We start from the raw sequence: 19,500 nt of genomic DNA, 5'->3' as shown, positions 1-19,500 counted from the left end.
TTATTAAATTTCTGAATATTTGTGTAAAACGTGAAAATAAAGTACCATGAAAATGAAATACTTAATATTTATGAAAATGAGAAAACAGATTTCATCTAGAGGGGACAGAATTTTTTCATGGGCTTTCGTACGATTAAAACGGCTATTGCCGCATTAATGGCCGTACTTATTGCGGAGGGAGTAGGCATTCACGGAGCCACCTCGGCAGGGCTTTTAGCAATTTTGGGGGTGGATGTCACACGCAAGAGAAGTCTCCGCACCATTTCGGCGAGATTTTTTGCATCCGTCGTGGGACTTCTTTTTGCTTGTGTTTTGTTTGTGGTATTCGGATTCCATGATTGGGTACTTGCATTATATATTTTAACGGCGTTTCCGGTCATTGTACGGGTGGGCTTTAAGGAAGGCATTGTCACGGGTTCGGTCGTGGTTTTCCGAGTATTCAGCGGCGGTGTGATTGATATGGAGGTACTGCTGACCCAGCTGGCTCTGCTGGTGATTGGGCTGGGTTCTGCGATGGTTGTAAATCTAGCTTATATGCCGCGTTCTGATAATACAATGCAACAAATCCGGCAGGAGGTGGATCGGACATTTTCTGTTATATTCAGAAATATGGCCAACACGCTGCGTAGTCCGGCATACATATGGGATGGCAAGGAAGTTATTGAAGCGGACAGCGTGATCACCAAAGGGGTCACTGAGGCGGGTCGTTCATTGGAAAATCAAATGCTTCGTCCCCAAGAAGGCTGGAATGTGTATTTTTATATGCGCAAAGAACAGCTGGATTCGATTCAAAACATGATGCAGTTGATCGCACAAATGTATCAGCACATGCCGCAGGCCAAGCTTCTTGCCGAGCTGTTCGACCAGCTTAGCAACGACGTTTTGGCTGGACATTATACAGGACAGACCGAGAAGCTGTTGGAGCAGGTTCGTGAAGAATTTAAAGCCATGGAGCTTCCCGCAACTCGGGAGGAATTTGAGATTCGTTCGGCATTATTGCAGCTTACACATGAGCTTCACCAGTATTTGAAAATCGCTAAAAAGGACAAGGCCCCTACTCCGGTGAAAAATTAGAGTAAGGACCTTGAGCGGCTACTATCCATGACGGACAGTAGCCTTTTCTTGTTCAGTAACGGCAGAATTCGGATGAGTGAAAGTCCGTTTATGCCGAATTCGATCTGTGATCCATAAGACAACGGTGATCAGGCAAGGGTAAAGCATGGCCCACCCGACAAAGGGGAAAACAACTGCCGTGGAGATGAAGGAAATCCAACTAATGGAAACTCCCCAACGACTCCCGCGTAGGAGCTTGATTCCTGCTGCACAACCCCCTAGATAGGTCAGAATGAAGGTAGCGTTCGGGAATTGGATCAGGTTGGTGAGTGAAACAGCACCGCTACCGTACAACACCATAATGATCACGAAGCAGACGCTAAGAAAAGCAATGCCCCCGAAAGGGGTATGGAAGCGTTGGGATAACACGCCCATCCAGCGAAAGGCCTGTCCTTGTCGAGATAAAGCATAAGCGACTCGTGAAGCGGCACCCACGTAAGCAATAATAGTAGCGGTGCAAATAAAGATCCCCGTCAAGCCCGCAATGATCGCACCCCATGGCCCAATAGCCCGACTAATAACCCATATGAGCGAAGCATCCGAACCCCCTGCAAGGTAACTTTGTGTGCCTACCGTAGCAAGCGCAGTAAGGAAATAAAGCAAACCTACAATGACGGCTGCAATGGTCACACCTTTAACGGCAGATCGCTCGGGATTGGTAAATTCCTCTGACATATGGGACACAGCCTCCCAGCCGATAAAGCACCAGAACAGAATCGCAGCTGCTTGGCCGACAGAAAGCCAGCCATGTGGAACAAACGGCGTGAAGTGAACAGTTTTCATCTGAGGGAGTGCTGCGGCAATAGCGAATATCAGGACGGCAACGATGGCTATAACGACGGCAATCTGAATACGTCCGGCAACCTTCATACCAATCCAGTTGATGACCAGGCCCACCGCCAGCATAGCAGCGGCCAACATTATGCGGCTTTCCTCTCCCCAGCCCATAGCTGCGGTCATATAGCCGGCTCCGGTAAGTGCGGCAACAGGGGCCCCAATTGGAACCGACATGAGAAAAAACCACCCGATATAAGCACCAGCACGTGGGGAAAAGGCCAACGTCACAAAATGCGATACTCCTCCCGCATTTGGGAATTTCGCGGATAGAAGTCCCATGGAAAGCGCCATTGGCAGAATGAGCAGGGTCATGAATCCCCATGCCAGCAACGATGCTGGACCCGCCATTTGGGCGGCAAGACCAGGCACAATCAATACCCCCGAACCCAATACAGCTCCGATATAGAGCGCAATGGCCTGTGGAAGACCAATAGTGGATTGAAGTTTATTTTCATTCGTCATGCAGAAAAGCCTTCTTTCTCTTGTTATTTTCTCCAGCTTATCAGATAATCAATCTATCGGAAAAACGGAATATTACGATTGCTTGCATCGGAAAAATCGATTGAAGGAGCGGATTATGGAATCGCGGCATTTGTTTACCTTTATAAATGTGGTGGAGGCAGGCAGTTTTACGCGAGCAGCGCGTATACTGGATTATGCACAGTCAAGTATTACTGCTCAAATTCAAACACTGGAGACGGAATTGGGTACGCCGCTGTTTGATCGCATTGGCAAGAAAATTATGCTGACCGATGCCGGACGACGTCTGCTGCCCTATGCGCAGGAAATTTCCAAGATGCATGCTATGGCCAAGGATGCGCTTCGTTCAGAAACAGAATTAGCAGGAACGCTAAAAATAGGAGCACCAGAGTCTCTGGCTGCTTTTCGTTTGCCGAGTCTGATCCGTGAGTACAGGGAGCGGTACCCAAAGGTTAAAATTGTACTTAAACCCGGCGAATGCTGGGAATTACGTGATTTGATCCGTTCCGGTGAATTGGATTTGGCTTTTTTGCTTCAACCTGAGACGGAGGATAGGGAACTGAATATCACCACGCTTATACATGAGCCGATGGCGCTGGTTGCGCCACTGAAGCATTCACTGGTTGCCTATACACAGGTAGAGCCTGCCGACTTGAAGGACGAAACCATTTTGCATACGGAGGCTGGATGTACGTACCGAATCCTTTTTGAGCAGTATTTGAACAAACACGGTATTTTTGCAGACCCTAGTCTGGAATTTTGGAGCATAGAAGCCATCAAGCAATGCGTCATGGCTGGACTGGGTATTGCGCTGCTTCCGCTGGTTACGGTACAAAATGAGCTGCGAGAAGGGAAAATGGCACGTCTAGCCTGGGATGACAGTGAACAGCAGGTGGCTACTCAGGTCGCTTATCACACGAAAAAGTGGAAATCGCCAGCTCTGAGCGAATTTTTACAGATCGTTGAGCAGCATGTAACACATTGGCGTGCATGAGTTCAAGCCATGGCGGCATATGCTTATACAAATAATATTTTTTCCTTTTCGCCTATTCACTCAACATTCGCCCACAACCTGCATACATATGTATGGAATGATTGATTGTATGGAGGAGGTTCAAGAATGGCATTAAGTCATAAAAATCGTAGAGAGATTATTACCAAAGCGATCTGTGGTAAAGGTCGCAGATTCTCTACCGTAACCCATACCGTAACTCCGCCGAATAATCCGACCAGTATTTTGGGGGCATGGATTATTAACCACCAGTATGAAGCTGTGGCGGCTGGAGACGGCATTGAGGTCATTGGGACGTATGATATCAATATTTGGTACTCATACGATAAAAACTCGCAGACCGATGTGGCTAAGGAAACGGTGTCGTACGTAGAAAATGTGCCGCTCTCGTATCTTGATCCGAAGCACCGGGCGTCTACAGTGGAAGTATCCGCCGAAGCTACACAGGAGCCAAGTTGCGTCGAGGCCAGTGTGTCTTCTGGAGGTGGCAGCGTAATGATCCGGGTCGAGCGGGAATTTGCGGTGGAGCTGGTGGCGGAAACGAAGATTATTGTAGAAGTATTCCCGTATGGCAGCAGTGATGATTTTGAAAAAGACTTTGATTTTGGAGCGGAAGAGGGGGACTATGAGGAGCTCGACCCCGACCTCATTGACGACGAGCTCTGACAGGAGTGACCAAAAAGAGGGCCACTTTACTCTTTGCGCCGGCTGATATTGCGCAGGGGGCAAAGGCCCTCCTTTTTTGTCGTTTGGATTGTTTAAGTCCGTACGTAGATCGGTAAGGGGGAGTTATGATGCAGCAACCGGGACAGGCGCTCAGACGTTTCAGACAGATGACGGACGATGAAAAAATGCGCAGATTAGAGCGCTCAGGTATTTCGGTTCGTTGGCTGGATGAGAGTACAGCAGATTTTGCGATCGGCTACGCGGTGCAAATCCATCAACTACGGGTGCTGGAAATCCGTAAACGTGCCCTAGAAGGTTCTACTAAGGTTAGTGCATATGATCGGTCTGAACTAGAACGTCAATCACCGCTCTATGTCCGGATGGAGCGGCTGGCTGTACGTGCGTTGTATACTCTTGGTTTGGACAGTGGCGAGGTAGTGCTGACCCCGCTGGGAGAACGTAATTGTCAGGTTCGCCATGTCTTGGCACAGCCATGGCTGAACAATAGACGTTTGGCCACGCTATATGAAGCTGCTGCTCGTGAAAAGGATGCTCCGGGAGAGGAACTTTCAGCGGAACGGGGCAGAGCGCGACTATTAATCGGAATGGATCCCGAATTTGTGCTGGTTCGTATGCCAGAGGGGAGGGTTGTTCCAGCCTCTCGATATTTGGGCCGATTAGGCGTAGCCGGCTGCGATGCCGTTACCCGCCGAGGACGAACGCTATACCCAGTCGCTGAGCTTCGTCCTGCACCAAGTGAAGATCCGGCCCGTCTGCTGAGGCACCTGCGCCAAGCTTTTGCGATAGCAGCTCGGCAGATAGATGACCATACGCTCATCTGGCAGGCGGGCGGAATGCCGCAACCGGGTTTTCCCTTGGGCGGACATCTGCATTTCAGCGGGGTTCCGCTAAATGGTGCCCTGCTCAGGGCACTAGATAACTATTTGGCGTTGCCTCTGGCGCTGCTGGAAGACAAGCGCTCGGCTCGGCGCAGACCGCATTATGGCAATTTGGGCGATTTTCGCCGTCAGTCTTATGGAGGCTTTGAATATCGAACACTGCCCAGTTTTCTAATCTCGCCACAGCTGGCGAAAGGTGTGATTGGGATGGCGTTTCTGATCGCTTCCCAATATTCACGTTTGCAGCGTAGGCCGCTGGGAGAAGAAGAGGCTCACAGAGCTTTTTATGAAGGGAATCAGGTTGTACTTAGAGAGTATATGGAGCCACTTATTTTAGATATGATTTCACTAGAGATCTTTTCTCAATATGAAGCTTATATAGCGCCACTGCTGGATAGTCTTCGCAAGGGAAAACAATGGGATGAAACACGGGATTTGCGCCCGTACTGGAAGCTTTCGTAAAATCAAGTGTCAACACCCGAGAGGGTTTCATGTTATCGACTGTCATTTTTGATATAATGAAAGGTAATTGTAAGTTTAAACGGAACAAAGTGTGGGGGTTAGGTAACGGTATGTCTAAATATACACCGATGATCGAGCAATATTTATCTATAAAAGAGCAGGCTAAAGATGCGTTTTTGTTTTTCCGCCTAGGGGATTTTTACGAGATGTTTTTTGATGATGCGATTCTTGCATCCAAGGAGCTGGAAATTACACTGACTGGTCGTGAGGGTGGCGTTGCGGAGAAAATTCCGATGTGCGGCGTGCCTTATCATTCAGCAGAAAATTACATACAACGCCTTATTGAGAAGGGTTATAAGGTGGCCATCTGTGAACAAATGGAGGAAGCCTCAGCTACCAAGGGAATGGTGCGACGGGATATTGTCCGTGTTGTGACCCCGGGTACAGTTATGGAGGGCAAGGTGTTGGGTGATAAATCCAACAACTACATGGTATGTGTCACAGAGACGGACGGGATGTTGGCGCTGGCGGCATGCGACTTGTCGACAGGTGAACTCTATGTGACTTCCGTACCTGATTCGAAAGAATGGCTATTAGATGAAATTAACATTTATGAGCCGTCCGAAATGTTGGGAGATGGTCATTTGCTTGATTTTGTGACCACCCGTATGTCCCCTGTTGGAAGGCGGGTTGTGTATACGGCTTGGGACAAATCCAAGGATGATCTGGTACGGGATCAATTTGGTGAAGCCACGTGGGCAAGGCTTACGGAGGAACGCAGACGGTGCGTATCGCGCCTGATTTCCTATTTAAATGAAACGCAAAAAAGATCGTTAGGTCAACTGACCCAAATCTCGGTCTATGAGCCTAATCATTTTATGATTCTGGATCCATTTACCCGCCGGAATCTGGAACTGGTGGAGACGGTGCGTGAACGCTCCAAGAAAGGCTCGTTGCTGTGGTTGCTGGATCGGACAGAGACATCCATGGGCGCACGTTTGTTGCGTCGTTGGATCGACAAGCCGCTGTTGAGTAGCAATTTAATTGAGGAACGGTTAGAAGCGGTAGACAAGCTATACCACCAGTTTATTTTCCGCGAGGATGTACGTGCTCAGCTTAAAGAGATTTACGACCTAGAGCGTTTGGTAGGACGGATCGCTTTTGGTAGTGCTAATGCACGAGATTTGATCGCCCTCAAGCTGTCTCTGGCCCAAATTCCGTCTTTACGCGAGCTGTGCGCTGAATCTCCGTCGAATACGCTGAGACGAATTGCACAAACATTGGACAGCTGTGCAGACCTGTGTACGCTGATTGAGGAAGCAGTGGCTGATGACCCCCCGATTTCCGTAAGAGATGGAGGGCTTATAAAGGAAGGCTACCATCAGCGTCTAGACGAACTGCGTGAGGCGAGTGTGAACGGTAAGCGTTGGATTGCTGAGCTGGAGGCCAAAGAACGAGTAGCAACCGGCATTCGGTCACTCAAAATCGGATACAACAAAGTGTTTGGTTATTACATCGAGGTGACCAAATCCAATTTGGCATCATTACCAGAAGGTCGATATGAACGCAAACAGACATTGGCGAATGCAGAACGGTATATCACACCGGAATTGAAGGAAAAGGAATCGCTGATTCTGGAAGCTGAGGATAAAATGGTGGATCTGGAGTACACTCTTTTCTCCGAGCTTCGCAGTAAACTGAACGCTGAAATTCCCCGTCTGCAAAAGCTGGCAGAGCAAGTTGCTGAAATTGACGTGTATCAGTCGCTGGCAACGGTTAGCGCGGAACGTGGATTCGTGAAGCCTGAGCTGACAACAGGATATGATTTTGTAGTGGAACAGGGACGCCACCCCGTTGTGGAGGCCGTCATGAAAGATGGCGGCTTTATCGCCAACAACACAGTGTTGGAAGAAGCCGATGCGCATATTCTACTCATCACCGGTCCGAATATGGCTGGGAAAAGTACGTATATGCGTCAGGTTGCACTTATTGCGATTATGGCTCAAATTGGCTGCTTTGTCCCGGCTGCACGTGCTAAAGTGCCGATGCTGGATCGCATTTTCACACGGATCGGCGCAGCGGATGATCTCATTGGCGGACAGAGTACGTTTATGGTCGAAATGGCAGATATTCAAGTCATGACGGACAAGGCAACTCCACGAAGTCTGATTATAATTGATGAACTGGGACGAGGAACATCCACCAGCGAAGGGATGGCAATTGCACAAGCGGTCATCGAATTTGTGCATGATACGATTGGCTGTAAGGCGCTGGTATCTACGCACTTCCATGAGCTGGCCCATTTGGAGCAAGGTCTGTCTTCGCTGCGAAATTACTCCATGGCCGTGCAGGAAAGCGGCGATAAGGTGAATTTCCTACGCAAGCTCATACCGGGAGCGGCTAGTAGTAGCTATGGTATTTATTGTGCCCGGCTTGCAGGTTTGCCTAATAACATTATTGAGCGAGCAAATGGTCTGCTGTATGGTTTTGAACAGGCGGCAGCTCAAGTAACGGCAGGCACCGAGACAGCAAGAGGAGCGAAGGAAGGGACTGATCTTCGTACAGTGCCAGGGACAGAAGAGATTTCTCCAATGTCTGCAAAATATGCAGACCAGACATTGCGAGCAAACGGAGAAACTGCACCACTAGTCCAGTCTGGATCACAGCAAGCTACCCTGGTAAAAGAAGATACTCTACAGATTGTGGAAGATTCAGGTGAGTTGGAGCATGCAGCTTCTGACGTGGTACAGCTGTCCATTTTCGGAGAACAGGAACTTGCTCCCTCCAAGCCACAACCAGAGACGGTAGAAGCTAATCCGATCGTGCGCCAAATTTTGCGGAAGGTGAAAAATGCTGATGTGATGAATATGACACCCTTACAGGCGATGCAACTGTTAAATGAATTAAAGAACAAGGCCAATGGTCTGTAATTAAGAATATTAGACATTATTATTTTGCTTATTTTTCATCACACTTTGAAGTCAGGAGGAGGTTAAAAGGATGTCTAAAATTCGAGTGCTAGATGAGCATATTGCGAATCAGATTGCTGCCGGTGAGGTGGTGGAACGTCCAGCCTCCGTCGTGAAGGAGCTGGTGGAAAATGCGATTGATGCGGGCGGTACACGAGTGGACGTATGGGTAGAAGAGGGCGGCCTGCAAAGTATTCGGGTGACGGATAATGGCAGTGGGATAGAGCCTGAGGACGTGGAAACGGCATTTTATCGACATGCGACAAGCAAAATCGGACATGGCCGAGACTTGTTCCAGATCACAAGTCTCGGCTTCCGGGGAGAGGCATTGCCAAGTATAGCGGCTGTCTCAAAAGTAGAGCTACTCACAGCAGCAGGAGATGACGGCCGTGCCCGTAAATTGGTGATTGAGGGCGGTAAACTGATGCTTCACGAGGATGCTGCTGGAAGGCAGGGGACGGATTTTACCGTACGCGATCTGTTTTATAATACACCTGCACGGCTAAAATATATGAAAACGATCCAGACGGAATTAGGACACATTTCGGATGTATTGTACCGAATGGCGCTTTCGCACCCAGAAGTGGCCTTTACATTGCGGCATAATGGTAATACATTGTTGCAAACGCTGGGCAATGGTGATTTGCTCCAAGTGATTGCTGCTATTTACGGAACTTCTGCGGCGAAATCAATGTTGATGGTGGAAGGAGAGAGCCTTGATTACCGAATTAGCGGCTATATCAGTCGCCCAGAGTGGACCAGATCGAATCGAAATGCAATCTCGACAGTAGTGAATGGACGATTTGTGCGGAGCTATGGGCTCAATCAGGCACTGCTCAAGGCGTATCATACTTTGTTGCCGATTAATCGTTATCCGCTAGCTGTGATCCAACTGGACATGCATCCTTCTTTGGTGGATGTTAATGTCCATCCAGCCAAGCTGGAGGTGAGGTTCAGTAAAGAAGCTGAACTGTTTCAGCTGGTTGAAGATTTGGTAAAAGCTGTTTTAGGGCAGCAAGTGCTGATTCCAAAGGCAGTCAAACGCGAAATTGGCGGCAAGGATAGCGGCTCATTTGTGCAGGAGCAGTTTCATTTCTCGAAAGGAAATAGTGCAAAAGTAGATACTTCTGCAGATAATATAAGTAGTAATGAAAGTAATGAAGAGAGTAAGAAGTTTAGCCATGAACATGAGCAACTTCCGAATAGGGGGAGCCATTCCGTCATTGGACAGGCCAACAATCTCGCTCGTCAAAGTATCAGTGATGATGAGCTGGATGCAGATTTTGTGGAAGAAAACAACGAGGGTGATGTTAGAGGAGGCGTGTCGCTTCCTGATGGGACGACTACAGGGATATCCACAGGAGATCATGCCGAAACAGATGTCTCTTCCTCGTACAGCGAAGGGATACAGGAAACGGCTGCTTCTGCTGCTTACCGTTCTGCTGTTTCACCAATTGCAGACAACACTACTAAATTCACGGATCAGAAGCCGCGCCAGGAGCATCTAAATACAGAGCAATTGGCAGCGTTGTCGGGGACAGCCCCTGAGGTGCCTACTTTTCCTGAGCTGAATTTAATCGGTCAGCACCATGGGACCTATCTGGTTGCGCAGAATGACCAGGGCTTGTATTTAATTGATCAGCATGCCGCCCATGAGCGGGTCAATTACGAATTTTATTACGAAAAATTTGGCAATCCTGAATCAGTATCACAGGAGTTGTTACTGCCAATTACATTGGAATTTACGCCTTCCGAGACGGAAAAATTGAAAACGAGGTTGCACTGGTTTGAACAGGCGGGGGTGTATTTGGAGCATTTTGGCGGGCAAACCTTCCGTGTCAGCTCATATCCGTACTGGCTCCCCAAAGGAGAAGAAGCGGATGTCATTGAGGAAATGGCCGGATGGGTACTGGAGGAAAAAGCCATTGATCTTGCTAAACTGCGGGAAGCTGCCTCAATCATGTGCTCCTGCCGGGCTTCGATTAAAGCAAATCAGAAGCTGACTGACCGACAGGCTTCCGTGCTGCTAGAGCGTTTGGCAGCCTGCAAACAACCCTATACCTGCCCCCATGGGCGCCCCATCGTTGTTTCCTTTTCCACATATGATCTGGAGAAGCTGTTTAAAAGAGTAATGTAAGGGAGTATAAATATGTTGCAGGATTGGGAAAACCGTGAAGAAGAAAAGCAGATGATGCTTCGTGAGAAGCAAGCTGAATTACTGGTCACGACAGGAGATTCTCCCTCGGACGAGGTTGTGGAGCGCGCAAAGTTGCTTGCAGCCGAGCTTGGGGTGCTGTACGCTCCACGTCGCGGCATATCAGTAGCTAAGCTAATCGCTGCTCACAGAGTCCGTCAGGCTCTGGTGCTGGTGCAGGGCGGGGTGAGGCTGATTGGCCCGGAACAATCACCGATGATTTTTCATCCAAGCATGGGATTCATTCGAGCTAAAAGGGTATTAAAGGGCGAGGCTGATCCGATGTTGACGGCTGCCCGACTTGCCCCGGGTGATACCGTGCTCGATTGCACGGCAGGGCTCGGTACGGATTCTCTTCTATTCTCGATTGGAACGGGAAGCTCTGGACAAGTTACAGCTGTGGAGAGTTCTTTCCCTGTCTATGCATTAATCAAGGATGGGATGAGGCATTACCGTTCCGGTAACGCTGCAGTGGATAGAGCCTTTTCAGACATTGACGTTCGTTATGGTCATCATCTGGACTATTTGCGTAGCTTGCCGAATCGAAGTGTAGATATTATTTATTTTGACCCGATGTTCCGTGATCCGTTGCTTGATTCCAGTGCAATCGGTCCATTGAGAGGATTGGCTAATCCAGATGCGTTGAATGAAGAAAGTATTGCTCATGCGAAAAGGGTTGCACGAAAAACAATTGTATTGAAAGAAAAAAGGGGTAGCGGAGAGTTTGCCCGCCTCGGCTTCCGTGTGGAGCAACGGGGCACAACGAAAACAGTGTACGGAGTGATTGATATTGACAGTGGCATCTAAGCCTAAACTACTTGTTCTTGTTGGCCCGACTGCGGTTGGCAAGACGAAACTAAGCATCGAAATGGCTCGACAATTTGACGCGGAAATTATTTCCGGGGATTCCATGCAGGTATACCGTCATATGGACATTGGAACTGCCAAAATTTCCGAACAGGAAATGAAAGGAATCAAGCACCATTTAATCGATATTCATGAGCCTGAATACCCATATTCAGTAGCCCAATTTCAGGAAGACTGTCGTCGTCTCATACCTGATATTCAATCTAGGGGAAAGCTACCTTTCATCGTAGGCGGAACGGGTTTGTATGTAGAATCGGTTTGCTATGAATACCAGTTTTCTGAGGTAGGGGCTGATGAAGCTTTTCGCCAGGAACAGCTTGACTATGCCGATCAGTTTGGGGCCGAAGCGCTTCATGCGCGACTAAAGGCAGTTGATCCCGAAAGTGCACTTCGTCTGCATCCTAATGATCGTCGTCGAGTCGTGAGAGCGCTGGAAATTTACCATGTTAGCGGAACAACACTTAGCTCTCAACTTGCCAGTCAAAAAAAGGAATCTCCCTACCAACTCTGCATCGTAGGTTTGACAATGGATAGGCAAATGCTATATAAACGTATTGAAGACCGAATTGACGGGATGCTCGATCAAGGGCTTGTTGCTGAGGTAACCTCCTTAATGGAACGGGGAGTGCGAAGCGATGCCATCTCCATGCAAGGTCTAGGCTATAAAGAGATATCCTCCTACCTGCGGGGAGAGGTGTCTTTGGAGGAGGCGGTGACTTGGCTAAAACGGGATACGCGTCATTTTGCGAAGCGACAGCTCTCGTGGTTTCGCCATATGAAGGATATCCAGTGGGTAGATGTCACTGATTTCGAAAATTTTTCTGCTCATGTAGCCCGAATACACGAAATTATAGCAGGAAAGTTCCGGACAGACCTTGAATATACTTCAAAACAATCCAAATGATTATTGGGGGTACGGCTAAAATGAACAAGTCTATTAATATCCAAGATACGTTTCTGAACCAATTGCGCAAGGATTCTATACCTGTAACGGTATACCTCATCAATGGATTCCAGGTGCGAGGAACGATTAAAGCATTTGACAATTTTACAATTGTTATCGATTCGGATGGAAAGCAACAGCTGATCTACAAGCATGCCATCTCCACCTTTACACCGCAACGCAACGTATCGCTTGTACAACAAGATAACGCTAGCGATAACTGATTACGGCTGGGCGGACGCCCGGGTAATGAAACTTTTCAGGCGTCCGTCTCGTCTAACTGTATAGGAATGTGACCGGGAGCAACCTGATCAGGGTTGTTCTTTTCATTCCGTTTACTTTCATGCTGCCGACAGCTAGCTCTAAGCTTAGGCTCGGTGACATAATGATTATTCGCGAAAGGGAGTCAGGGGAATGCCAAACGATTCATTGTCCAGATCCGGCAATCGCAATAGAAACACATCTAAAGAGAAGCCGAAGGGCAAGAAAAAGAAAATAACAGGTAAGCGAGTTGGGTGGACGCTGTTTATTACAGCAGCATTAGCCATATTTTGCGCACTTGGTGGTTATTTATTTGTCATGGTTAATGGCGAAAAAATCTACAAAGCCAACAAGGACAAAATTACAGTGAACGAGACATCAAAGGTTTATGACCGCAACGGTGTGCTCATGGGTGAGCTGTCTGTGCAAAAAAGTGACCCAGTGAAGAGTGAAGAAATTCCACCGTTGCTCAAAAAAGCTTTTATCGCAACTGAGGATAAGCGTTTTATGGAGCATCAAGGAGTTGATATTTGGTCTATCGGTCGGGCGGCAGTGAAGGATATCGTTGCTCGTTCTGCGGTGGAGGGCGGCAGTACGCTGACTCAGCAGTTGGCCAAAAACTTGTTTTTGACACGTGACAAAACCTTTTTCCGTAAAGCGACAGAGGTATCCATCGCAATGGCACTGGAGCGGAATTTGACTAAAGATGAAATTATTACGCTATATCTGAATCGGATTTGGTTTGGACGCTCATATTCTGGAATTAAGGCAGCGTCGGAAGGCTATTTTGGAGAGTCAGACTTAAATAAATTAAAGTTGTGGCAAGTCGCTACACTGGCAGCAATTCCGAAAGGGCCATCCAAGTATAACCCGATCAGTAACCCGGAAAACTCAAAGGCCCGGCGTGCTGTGGTTCTCCAGCTGATGTTTGAGCAGGGAATGATTGGCAAGCAGGAAATGGAAGAAGCCAAGGCTATAAATTACGATTACAAACAACCGGAAAAAGTGCAAAAGTATCAAAATTTTATGGAATATGTCATGGATGAGGCAGAGGATGCCTTGCCAGGAGTCAGCGGCAATGATCTGATTATTGGTGGTTATAAAATTCATACGACAATGGATGCTCAGGCGCAAAATGCGCTGGACCAAGCGATGGCAGATGATGATATGTTCGAAAAGAGTCCAGACGATCAGCCTGTTCAAGCCTCTATGGTTATTATTAACAACCAAACAGGTGGTATTGCCGCGATGGCACCCGGACGGGATTACAAAAAGGGAACCTTCAATCGTGCGACACAGAGCCGCAGACAGCCAGGATCGGCCTTTAAGCCGATTGTAGCCTATGCGCCAGCTCTTGAATCCGGTAAATTTACGATAGATACTCCTTTGAGTAACGAACGGCAGAGCTTTAACGGATACAGTCCGAAAAACTTGCATGGTTACTCTTCGACCATCAGCATGATCGATGCCATTACGAAGTCTGAAAATATACCACCTGTATGGTTGTTGAACCAAATCGGTGTGGAAAAAGGGGTTCAATTCGCCGAGAGCGTAGGCATACCGATGGACAAAAATGATCACTCGCTTGCTATCGCATTGGGGGGATTAAGCAAAGGAACAAATACCCTCGAAATGGCGCAGGCCTATAGCGCTTTTGCCAATAAGGGACAATTCCAAAAAGCTTACTCCATTAAGCAAATTAATAATAGTGATGATCAAGTGGTTTATACTCATAATGAGGAATCCAAATCTGTTATGAGTGAGAAAACGGCTTATGAAATGACAAAAATGATGCAAAATGTGGTCAATAGCGGTACAGGTCGCAAAGCACGTATTGACTGGCCTGTAGCTGGTAAAACGGGTACGACCCAAAGTGGAATCAGCGGCAACAGTGGTAACCGGGACATTTGGTTTGTCGGTTATACGCCGGAATATACCGGAGCGGTATGGATGGGTTATGACAAGCCGGACAGTAAGCATATGTTGAGAAACTACAGTGGACAGTCGGCTGCCTTTTTCGGTAGGGTCATGGGTGAAGCTCTCAAGGGGCATCCGGTTACGCAATTTAGCGAGCCGAAGGGATATGAACCACCGGTTGAGGAGAAGCCAGAAGAGCCGGTTCAGGCCACTGCTCCAAGCGGACTGAGCGGGTCTTATAGTCAGGATACCCAAATTGTATCGTTGTCTTGGAATGCGGCAGAGGGAGACAATGTACAATACCGTGTTTATCGTAAAGAGTCTTCCGAAGGAAGCTTCCGGACGATTATGGAGGCGATGAGAGGCACGAGTGGTGAAGATACGTCTCCTGTAGCTGGAAAAACGTATCAATACTATGTCGTAGCTTATGGAGCGGATGGTAAAGAATCCGCAGCTTCCAATACGATTAGTGTAGAAATTCCGGCAGAGACTACTCCGATAGATCCGCAGCCAGGAAACGATCCTAATCAGGATGGAACCGTACCGGATAATGGCGAGAATATAGACGGTCAGAATGGTACGGACCAGGGGAATACGATTCCTGGAGGTACTGATAACGGTACTGGTTCTGAGCAAGTTCCAACGTCTCCTGGAGGTAACAATGGAAATGGTACTGGAGGCACAGGCAACAGTAACGACAATTTTGGGAACGGAAACGATACAAATACGGGGAATGGTCAGACGACTACACCGGATTCAGGTATAACTGATGAAAATACTATGACCAATCCAGAAAATACAGATGCATCTACCACAGGTGCTATTATGGATGGAAGTCAGGAAGGCACATCCAACGGTCATTCAAACTCCAATCGTGGACGTCACAACCGGGATTAGCAAATATGTTTTATGTAAGATGATAGTGGCTTCAAATCAAAGGTATTTTCGGACTGTTTTGACAGTCTGAAAATACCTTTTTTGCTGTAATACAGGGGTTATTTTTGAGTGTACAGTTTAAATATGGTAAGCTGGTTTTACCAATGTTGGAGAGGAACATCATTTATGAAGCGCAAATTCGGAGACCGGGCCAACTGGCGCAGAATCACCAATCGCAAGTTTGCTTGCCGGTATGTAGAAAGTGATGCGTTTACAGGATATGTGACCCTGTATACTATTTTAAGTCTCAAGGAGCCATTATGGAAAAGTTATGGTGGTCATACGTTTTGCATAGCCGATAAAGGTTATTCCTGGTTACAATATTATCCCAAAGGTAAGCATTATGTGGTGACTGCTATGTTTGACAATCGAGAGCAAATCGTTGAATGGTACATTGACACCTGCCGAAATCAAGGAGTAACCGATCAAGGAGTTCCTTGGTTTGATGATTTGTATTTGGATGTGGTCGTGCTTAAAAACGGTGAAATCTTCCTGGTGGATGAGGATGAATTGGAGGAGGCGCTACAACGGGGACATATTTCTACGCAAGAAGCAGAATTGGCTAACCGAACGGCGGCTGACTTGTTACATCAGATCGATGCTCATATGTTCCCCTATTTTAAAATGTCGCTGAAACACCGGGCTGAATGGTTTCACAACGGTGATTTCAAGAGAGAACGGTGAAATTTTTGCAGTGGATTAAAAGTACTGGGCCCCAACTTCATGAGCCAAAAAGCAGGCAAAGTCGCAATGGGAAAATATTTATGGTATCGAAGCGTTTCATACTTGGTTTGATGATTTTTATTTTGGTCGGATTCGTATGGGCAGGTATCCGAGTATGGAATATGAATACAGCTGCCTCTACCAATCCACTCCAACATGCACAAATTGGTATCGTACTAGGTGCCTCTATGTGGGGAGCTGAACCCAGTCCTGGTTTAAAAGAAAGGTTAGAAGAAGCCTTGCGGTTATATCGAAACGGGACGGTGCAGCGGCTAATTGTAAGTGGAGGACTGGATCAACCTGATTTTCCGTACACGGAGGCCGAGGGGATGCAACACTACTTGGTAGATAGAGGAGTCCCTGTACAGCATATTGTGTTAGAAAACCAGGCGACCAGTACTTACGAAAATCTGCTCTACAGCCAGCGTATCATGAAGGAATATGACTGGAACTCCACCGTAATCATCACACATAGCTATCATGGACCTCGGGCGATGGAGATTGCTCAATTTTTGAATTTTGATCATCCTCAGATGGCTCTGACCGAATCCAAAGTGCTGAATATGCCAATCCATCAATCAAGAGAAGTGTTGGCTTACGCTAAATGGACGCTGCAACGGTGGTGGATCAGTGCTCAAACTTGGATTGCCTGAATTGAGGGAAGGATTAGTGCACGTTCTCGTTGCTTTTATGCTAATAAGGACATGCTGGACCGAATACATTAATAGGGTAAGCTGTGCCTGAAGAAATGTTGAGGTGATGGATGCATGAACGGACGGGGAATCGCCGCGGGCAAGCGGTCGGAGGAGAGACCTTCCAGACAAATCAATGTCGTGCTGCGTAGCCCGGAGCCGATCGCTTCGGTGACTGTGGACGAGACGGAAGCAGTGGCTTCGACCAAGTCGCAGGCGCTACCGCAGTATCTCAGTCTTTATCAGGAAATTCAGAAAGAACTCGATCATCTCGTCGGCTTGGATAACATCAAAGAGCTGGTATTTGAGGTATATGCCTTTTTACAAATCGCCCACATGCGTACTGATGCAGGTCTGTTGAGTAACGCACACGTATATCACATGATTTTCAAAGGAAATCCAGGTACGGGGAAAACGACAGTAGCCCGCATTATCGCTAAAATGCTGCAAAAAATGGGGGTGCTGAGTAAGGGCCATCTGATTGAGGTGGAGAGGGCTGATTTGGTAGGTGAGTATATCGGCCACACCGCACAAAAAACGCGGGACCTGGTAAAGAAATCTCTTGGCGGCGTGCTGTTCATTGATGAGGCTTACAGTTTAGCACGCGGAGGGGAAAAAGATTTTGGAAAAGAAGCGATTGATACCCTGGTGAAGGCCATGGAAGACCAAAAAAATCAATTTATTTTGATCCTCGCAGGGTATTCGGGAGAAATGGACTTTTTTTTACGGACAAATCCCGGTCTTCCTTCCCGTTTTCCAATCCAGTTGGATTTTCCTGACTACACTGTGGATCAGCTCATTCAAATTTCGGAATTGATGGCTAAGGAAAGGGATTATATTCTCATGCCTCAGTCTATACTCAAAATGAAGGAGCATTTGCTAAATGAGCGAAATGACAGTCTCCATGCATTTAGTAATGCACGTTATGTTCGTAATGTGATTGAAAAAGCGATTCGACACCAAGCTGTCAGGCTGCTTAATCAGTACAGGAGCGGGCAACCCGGTAAGCAGGAGTTGATGACGTTGCGACCAGAGGATTTGAAAATGGACAAAAGATAGGCGATAATAGGAATCTGAATCATATCGAATTGTATGACATCGAACGAGGGCCGGCCTGACATCAGGTCGGTTTCTGTTCGAGAGTTGACATGAAAATAAAGGAGCAAACAATATGGCGAACTCCACTCATGATACACAAACCGAAATGCAGGATAAGGCGGTACTGGTCAGTCTAATTACGGATGAAGTCAAACGATCTGGCATCAATACGGAATATTCGCTGGAAGAACTGGTGAAGCTGGCTGAAACAGCGGGAGTTGAAGTCCTGAGCGTCCTCACACAAAATAGGGAATCCAAAGACTCAAAATGGTTTATTGGCAAAGGAAAAGTAGATGAATTGCGTGCAGTTGCTGAAGAATTGGGAGCGAATACAGCTATTTTTGATCAGGAGCTCTCGGGAGCTCAAGTACGAAATCTGGAAGAGAGCCTGGATCTCAAAATAATTGACCGAACACAGTTAATTCTGGACATATTTGCTCAGCGTGCAAAAACACGGGAAGGTATTATCCAGGTTGAACTGGCGCAGTTGTCATACTTACTCCCTCGACTGTCTGGACACGGTAAAAACCTTTCACGGCTCGGTGGCGGAATCGGAACACGTGGTCCTGGTGAAAGCAAGCTCGAGACGGACCGTCGTCACATTCGTGACCGAATCAGTGATCTGAAACGCCAACTTGAGGAAGTGACGCGTCATCGGTATTTACACAGGGAGCGCAGACAAAAGGCTGGCATCGTTCAGGTGGCACTTGTTGGCTATACGAATGCCGGGAAATCAACACTGTTGAAGCAACTGACAGCTGCCGATGTATATATTGAGAACCAACTGTTTGCAACGCTCGATCCTACCTCCAGAACAATGGAATTGCCGAGTGGCAAAGAAGTTATTCTCACAGATACAGTAGGATTTATTCAAAATCTGCCTCATGATTTGGTAGCCTCTTTCCGGGCCACTTTGGAGGAGGCCAATGAGGCCCATCTCATTTTACATGTCGTGGACGCCTCTTCAGACATGCGTGACGAACAAATGAAAGTTGTAGAGTCAATCCTGCAACAGCTTGGGGCTGCGGACAAGCCTCAGATTGTACTGTTTAACAAAAAAGATGCTTGCACTCCTGAGCAATTGGAAATGCTTCCTTCCGGGGAAGGCTATTTGAAAATCAGTGCATTTGATGAAGCGGATTTGCTACGCATTCGCGAACTGGTTCAGGAGCATCTGAGCGGTGACACACTGAGATTCCGCATTCCTGCGGAACGTGGGGATTTAACATCTGTGCTTTATCGAATTGGAGATGTACTGCTGACAGAGTATGATGGCAATGATGTCATTTATGAGGTAGAAATTCAAAGAGGCGAATACGAAAAGTATGGTCATGCTCTCAGTGAGTTCACAGAAAGTTAACATCTAATGACGTTATTGGGTCAATAAGATGATAATGCTTATCGTTCAAAATTGAACAACAATATAACATG

General features: G+C 47.4%; 15 protein-coding genes. 14 read left to right on the top strand and 1 reads right to left on the bottom strand.

The annotated features are described in order from the left end of the window. The first annotated feature begins 117 nt into the window (after positions 1 to 117). A complete protein-coding gene (locus OIU26_RS00985; RefSeq protein WP_013371555.1) occupies positions 118 to 1,074 on the top strand; it encodes an aromatic acid exporter family protein in 957 nt (318 codons plus the stop codon). Positions 1,075 to 1,095: 21 nt separating this feature from the next. On the opposite strand, the gene OIU26_RS00980 is transcribed toward OIU26_RS00985, so the two are convergent. Next, complete coding sequence (locus tag OIU26_RS00980; RefSeq protein WP_264215719.1) at positions 1,096 to 2,412, bottom strand: amino acid permease; 1,317 nt, start codon at positions 2,410 to 2,412, stop codon at positions 1,096 to 1,098. Positions 2,413 to 2,527: 115 nt separating this feature from the next. Here OIU26_RS00980 and OIU26_RS00975 point away from each other — a divergent pair, with 115 nt between their 5' ends. From OIU26_RS00975 to hflX, 13 genes are all read left to right on the top strand, one after another. Further along, on the top strand, positions 2,528 to 3,424 hold the full coding sequence (locus OIU26_RS00975) for a LysR family transcriptional regulator (protein ID WP_025675099.1): 897 nt from the start codon (positions 2,528 to 2,530) through the stop codon (positions 3,422 to 3,424). A gap of 126 nt (positions 3,425 to 3,550) precedes the next feature. Beyond that, complete coding sequence (locus tag OIU26_RS00970) at positions 3,551 to 4,108, top strand: outer spore coat protein CotE (protein ID WP_264215718.1); 558 nt, start codon at positions 3,551 to 3,553, stop codon at positions 4,106 to 4,108. 125 nt (positions 4,109 to 4,233) lie between these two features. Further along, positions 4,234 to 5,469 carry a putative amidoligase domain-containing protein gene (locus OIU26_RS00965; protein ID WP_264215717.1) on the top strand — a complete coding sequence of 412 codons (1,236 nt, stop codon included), beginning with the start codon at positions 4,234 to 4,236 and terminating at the stop codon, positions 5,467 to 5,469. Between the two features lie 110 nt (positions 5,470 to 5,579). Then, positions 5,580 to 8,399 carry a DNA mismatch repair protein MutS gene (gene mutS, locus OIU26_RS00960; RefSeq protein WP_264215716.1) on the top strand — a complete coding sequence of 940 codons (2,820 nt, stop codon included), beginning with the start codon at positions 5,580 to 5,582 and terminating at the stop codon, positions 8,397 to 8,399. A gap of 70 nt (positions 8,400 to 8,469) precedes the next feature. Next, positions 8,470 to 10,575 carry a DNA mismatch repair endonuclease MutL gene (gene mutL, locus OIU26_RS00955; protein WP_264215715.1) on the top strand — a complete coding sequence of 702 codons (2,106 nt, stop codon included), beginning with the start codon at positions 8,470 to 8,472 and terminating at the stop codon, positions 10,573 to 10,575. Between the two features lie 12 nt (positions 10,576 to 10,587). After that, entirely contained in the window at positions 10,588 to 11,439 is an 852-nt protein-coding gene (locus OIU26_RS00950; RefSeq protein ID WP_040103540.1) for a class I SAM-dependent methyltransferase, read from the top strand. Next, on the top strand, positions 11,423 to 12,403 hold the full coding sequence (miaA, locus tag OIU26_RS00945; RefSeq protein ID WP_013371547.1) for a tRNA (adenosine(37)-N6)-dimethylallyltransferase MiaA: 981 nt from the start codon (positions 11,423 to 11,425) through the stop codon (positions 12,401 to 12,403). Before OIU26_RS00950 ends, miaA begins: the two co-directional genes overlap by 17 nt. A gap of 20 nt (positions 12,404 to 12,423) precedes the next feature. Further along, entirely contained in the window at positions 12,424 to 12,666 is a 243-nt protein-coding gene (gene hfq / locus OIU26_RS00940) for an RNA chaperone Hfq (protein WP_013371546.1), read from the top strand. Between the two features lie 190 nt (positions 12,667 to 12,856). Continuing rightward, positions 12,857 to 15,517, top strand: a complete 2,661-nt coding sequence (locus OIU26_RS00935) for a PBP1A family penicillin-binding protein (protein ID WP_264215714.1) — start codon at positions 12,857 to 12,859, stop codon at positions 15,515 to 15,517. 165 nt (positions 15,518 to 15,682) lie between these two features. Further along, complete coding sequence (locus OIU26_RS00930) at positions 15,683 to 16,240, top strand: DUF402 domain-containing protein (protein WP_013371544.1); 558 nt, start codon at positions 15,683 to 15,685, stop codon at positions 16,238 to 16,240. Further along, positions 16,237 to 16,932 carry a YdcF family protein gene (locus OIU26_RS00925; protein ID WP_264215713.1) on the top strand — a complete coding sequence of 232 codons (696 nt, stop codon included), beginning with the start codon at positions 16,237 to 16,239 and terminating at the stop codon, positions 16,930 to 16,932. The genes OIU26_RS00930 and OIU26_RS00925 overlap by 4 nt, the downstream gene beginning before the upstream one ends. Before the next feature lie 114 nt (positions 16,933 to 17,046). Next, entirely contained in the window at positions 17,047 to 18,030 is a 984-nt protein-coding gene (locus OIU26_RS00920) for an AAA family ATPase (protein ID WP_013371542.1), read from the top strand. Between the two features lie 112 nt (positions 18,031 to 18,142). Further along, the gene (gene hflX / locus OIU26_RS00915) at positions 18,143 to 19,429 is read left to right on the top strand and encodes a GTPase HflX (protein ID WP_013371541.1); all 1,287 of its coding nucleotides are present in this window, start codon (positions 18,143 to 18,145) and stop codon (positions 19,427 to 19,429) included. Positions 19,430 to 19,500: the final 71 nt, after the last annotated feature.

Origin of the sequence: Paenibacillus sp. BT-177 (assembly GCF_025846815.2) — a bacterium.
GTDB classification, from domain to species: Bacteria; Bacillota; Bacilli; order Paenibacillales; family Paenibacillaceae; genus Paenibacillus; species Paenibacillus polymyxa_C.
The sequence above is the reverse complement of the archived record's forward strand: the minus strand, read 5'-3'. Positions and strand labels throughout refer to the sequence as shown.

Bases quoted from the DNA above. Each gene is read 5' to 3' on its own strand.
- OIU26_RS00985 (WP_013371555.1), top strand. From the start codon at position 118: ATGGGCTTTCGTACGATTAAAACGGCTATTGCCGCATTAATGGCCGTA.
- OIU26_RS00980 (WP_264215719.1), bottom strand. From the start codon at position 2,412: ATGACGAATGAAAATAAACTTCAATCCACTATTGGTCTTCCACAGGCC.
- OIU26_RS00975 (WP_025675099.1), top strand. From the start codon at position 2,528: ATGGAATCGCGGCATTTGTTTACCTTTATAAATGTGGTGGAGGCAGGC.
- OIU26_RS00970 (WP_264215718.1), top strand. From the start codon at position 3,551: ATGGCATTAAGTCATAAAAATCGTAGAGAGATTATTACCAAAGCGATC.
- OIU26_RS00965 (WP_264215717.1), top strand. From the start codon at position 4,234: ATGATGCAGCAACCGGGACAGGCGCTCAGACGTTTCAGACAGATGACG.
- mutS (WP_264215716.1), top strand. From the start codon at position 5,580: ATGTCTAAATATACACCGATGATCGAGCAATATTTATCTATAAAAGAG.
- mutL (WP_264215715.1), top strand. From the start codon at position 8,470: ATGTCTAAAATTCGAGTGCTAGATGAGCATATTGCGAATCAGATTGCT.
- OIU26_RS00950 (WP_040103540.1), top strand. From the start codon at position 10,588: ATGTTGCAGGATTGGGAAAACCGTGAAGAAGAAAAGCAGATGATGCTT.
- hfq (WP_013371546.1), top strand. From the start codon at position 12,424: ATGAACAAGTCTATTAATATCCAAGATACGTTTCTGAACCAATTGCGC.
- OIU26_RS00935 (WP_264215714.1), top strand. From the start codon at position 12,857: ATGCCAAACGATTCATTGTCCAGATCCGGCAATCGCAATAGAAACACA.
- OIU26_RS00930 (WP_013371544.1), top strand. From the start codon at position 15,683: ATGAAGCGCAAATTCGGAGACCGGGCCAACTGGCGCAGAATCACCAAT.
- OIU26_RS00920 (WP_013371542.1), top strand. From the start codon at position 17,047: ATGAACGGACGGGGAATCGCCGCGGGCAAGCGGTCGGAGGAGAGACCT.
- hflX (WP_013371541.1), top strand. From the start codon at position 18,143: ATGGCGAACTCCACTCATGATACACAAACCGAAATGCAGGATAAGGCG.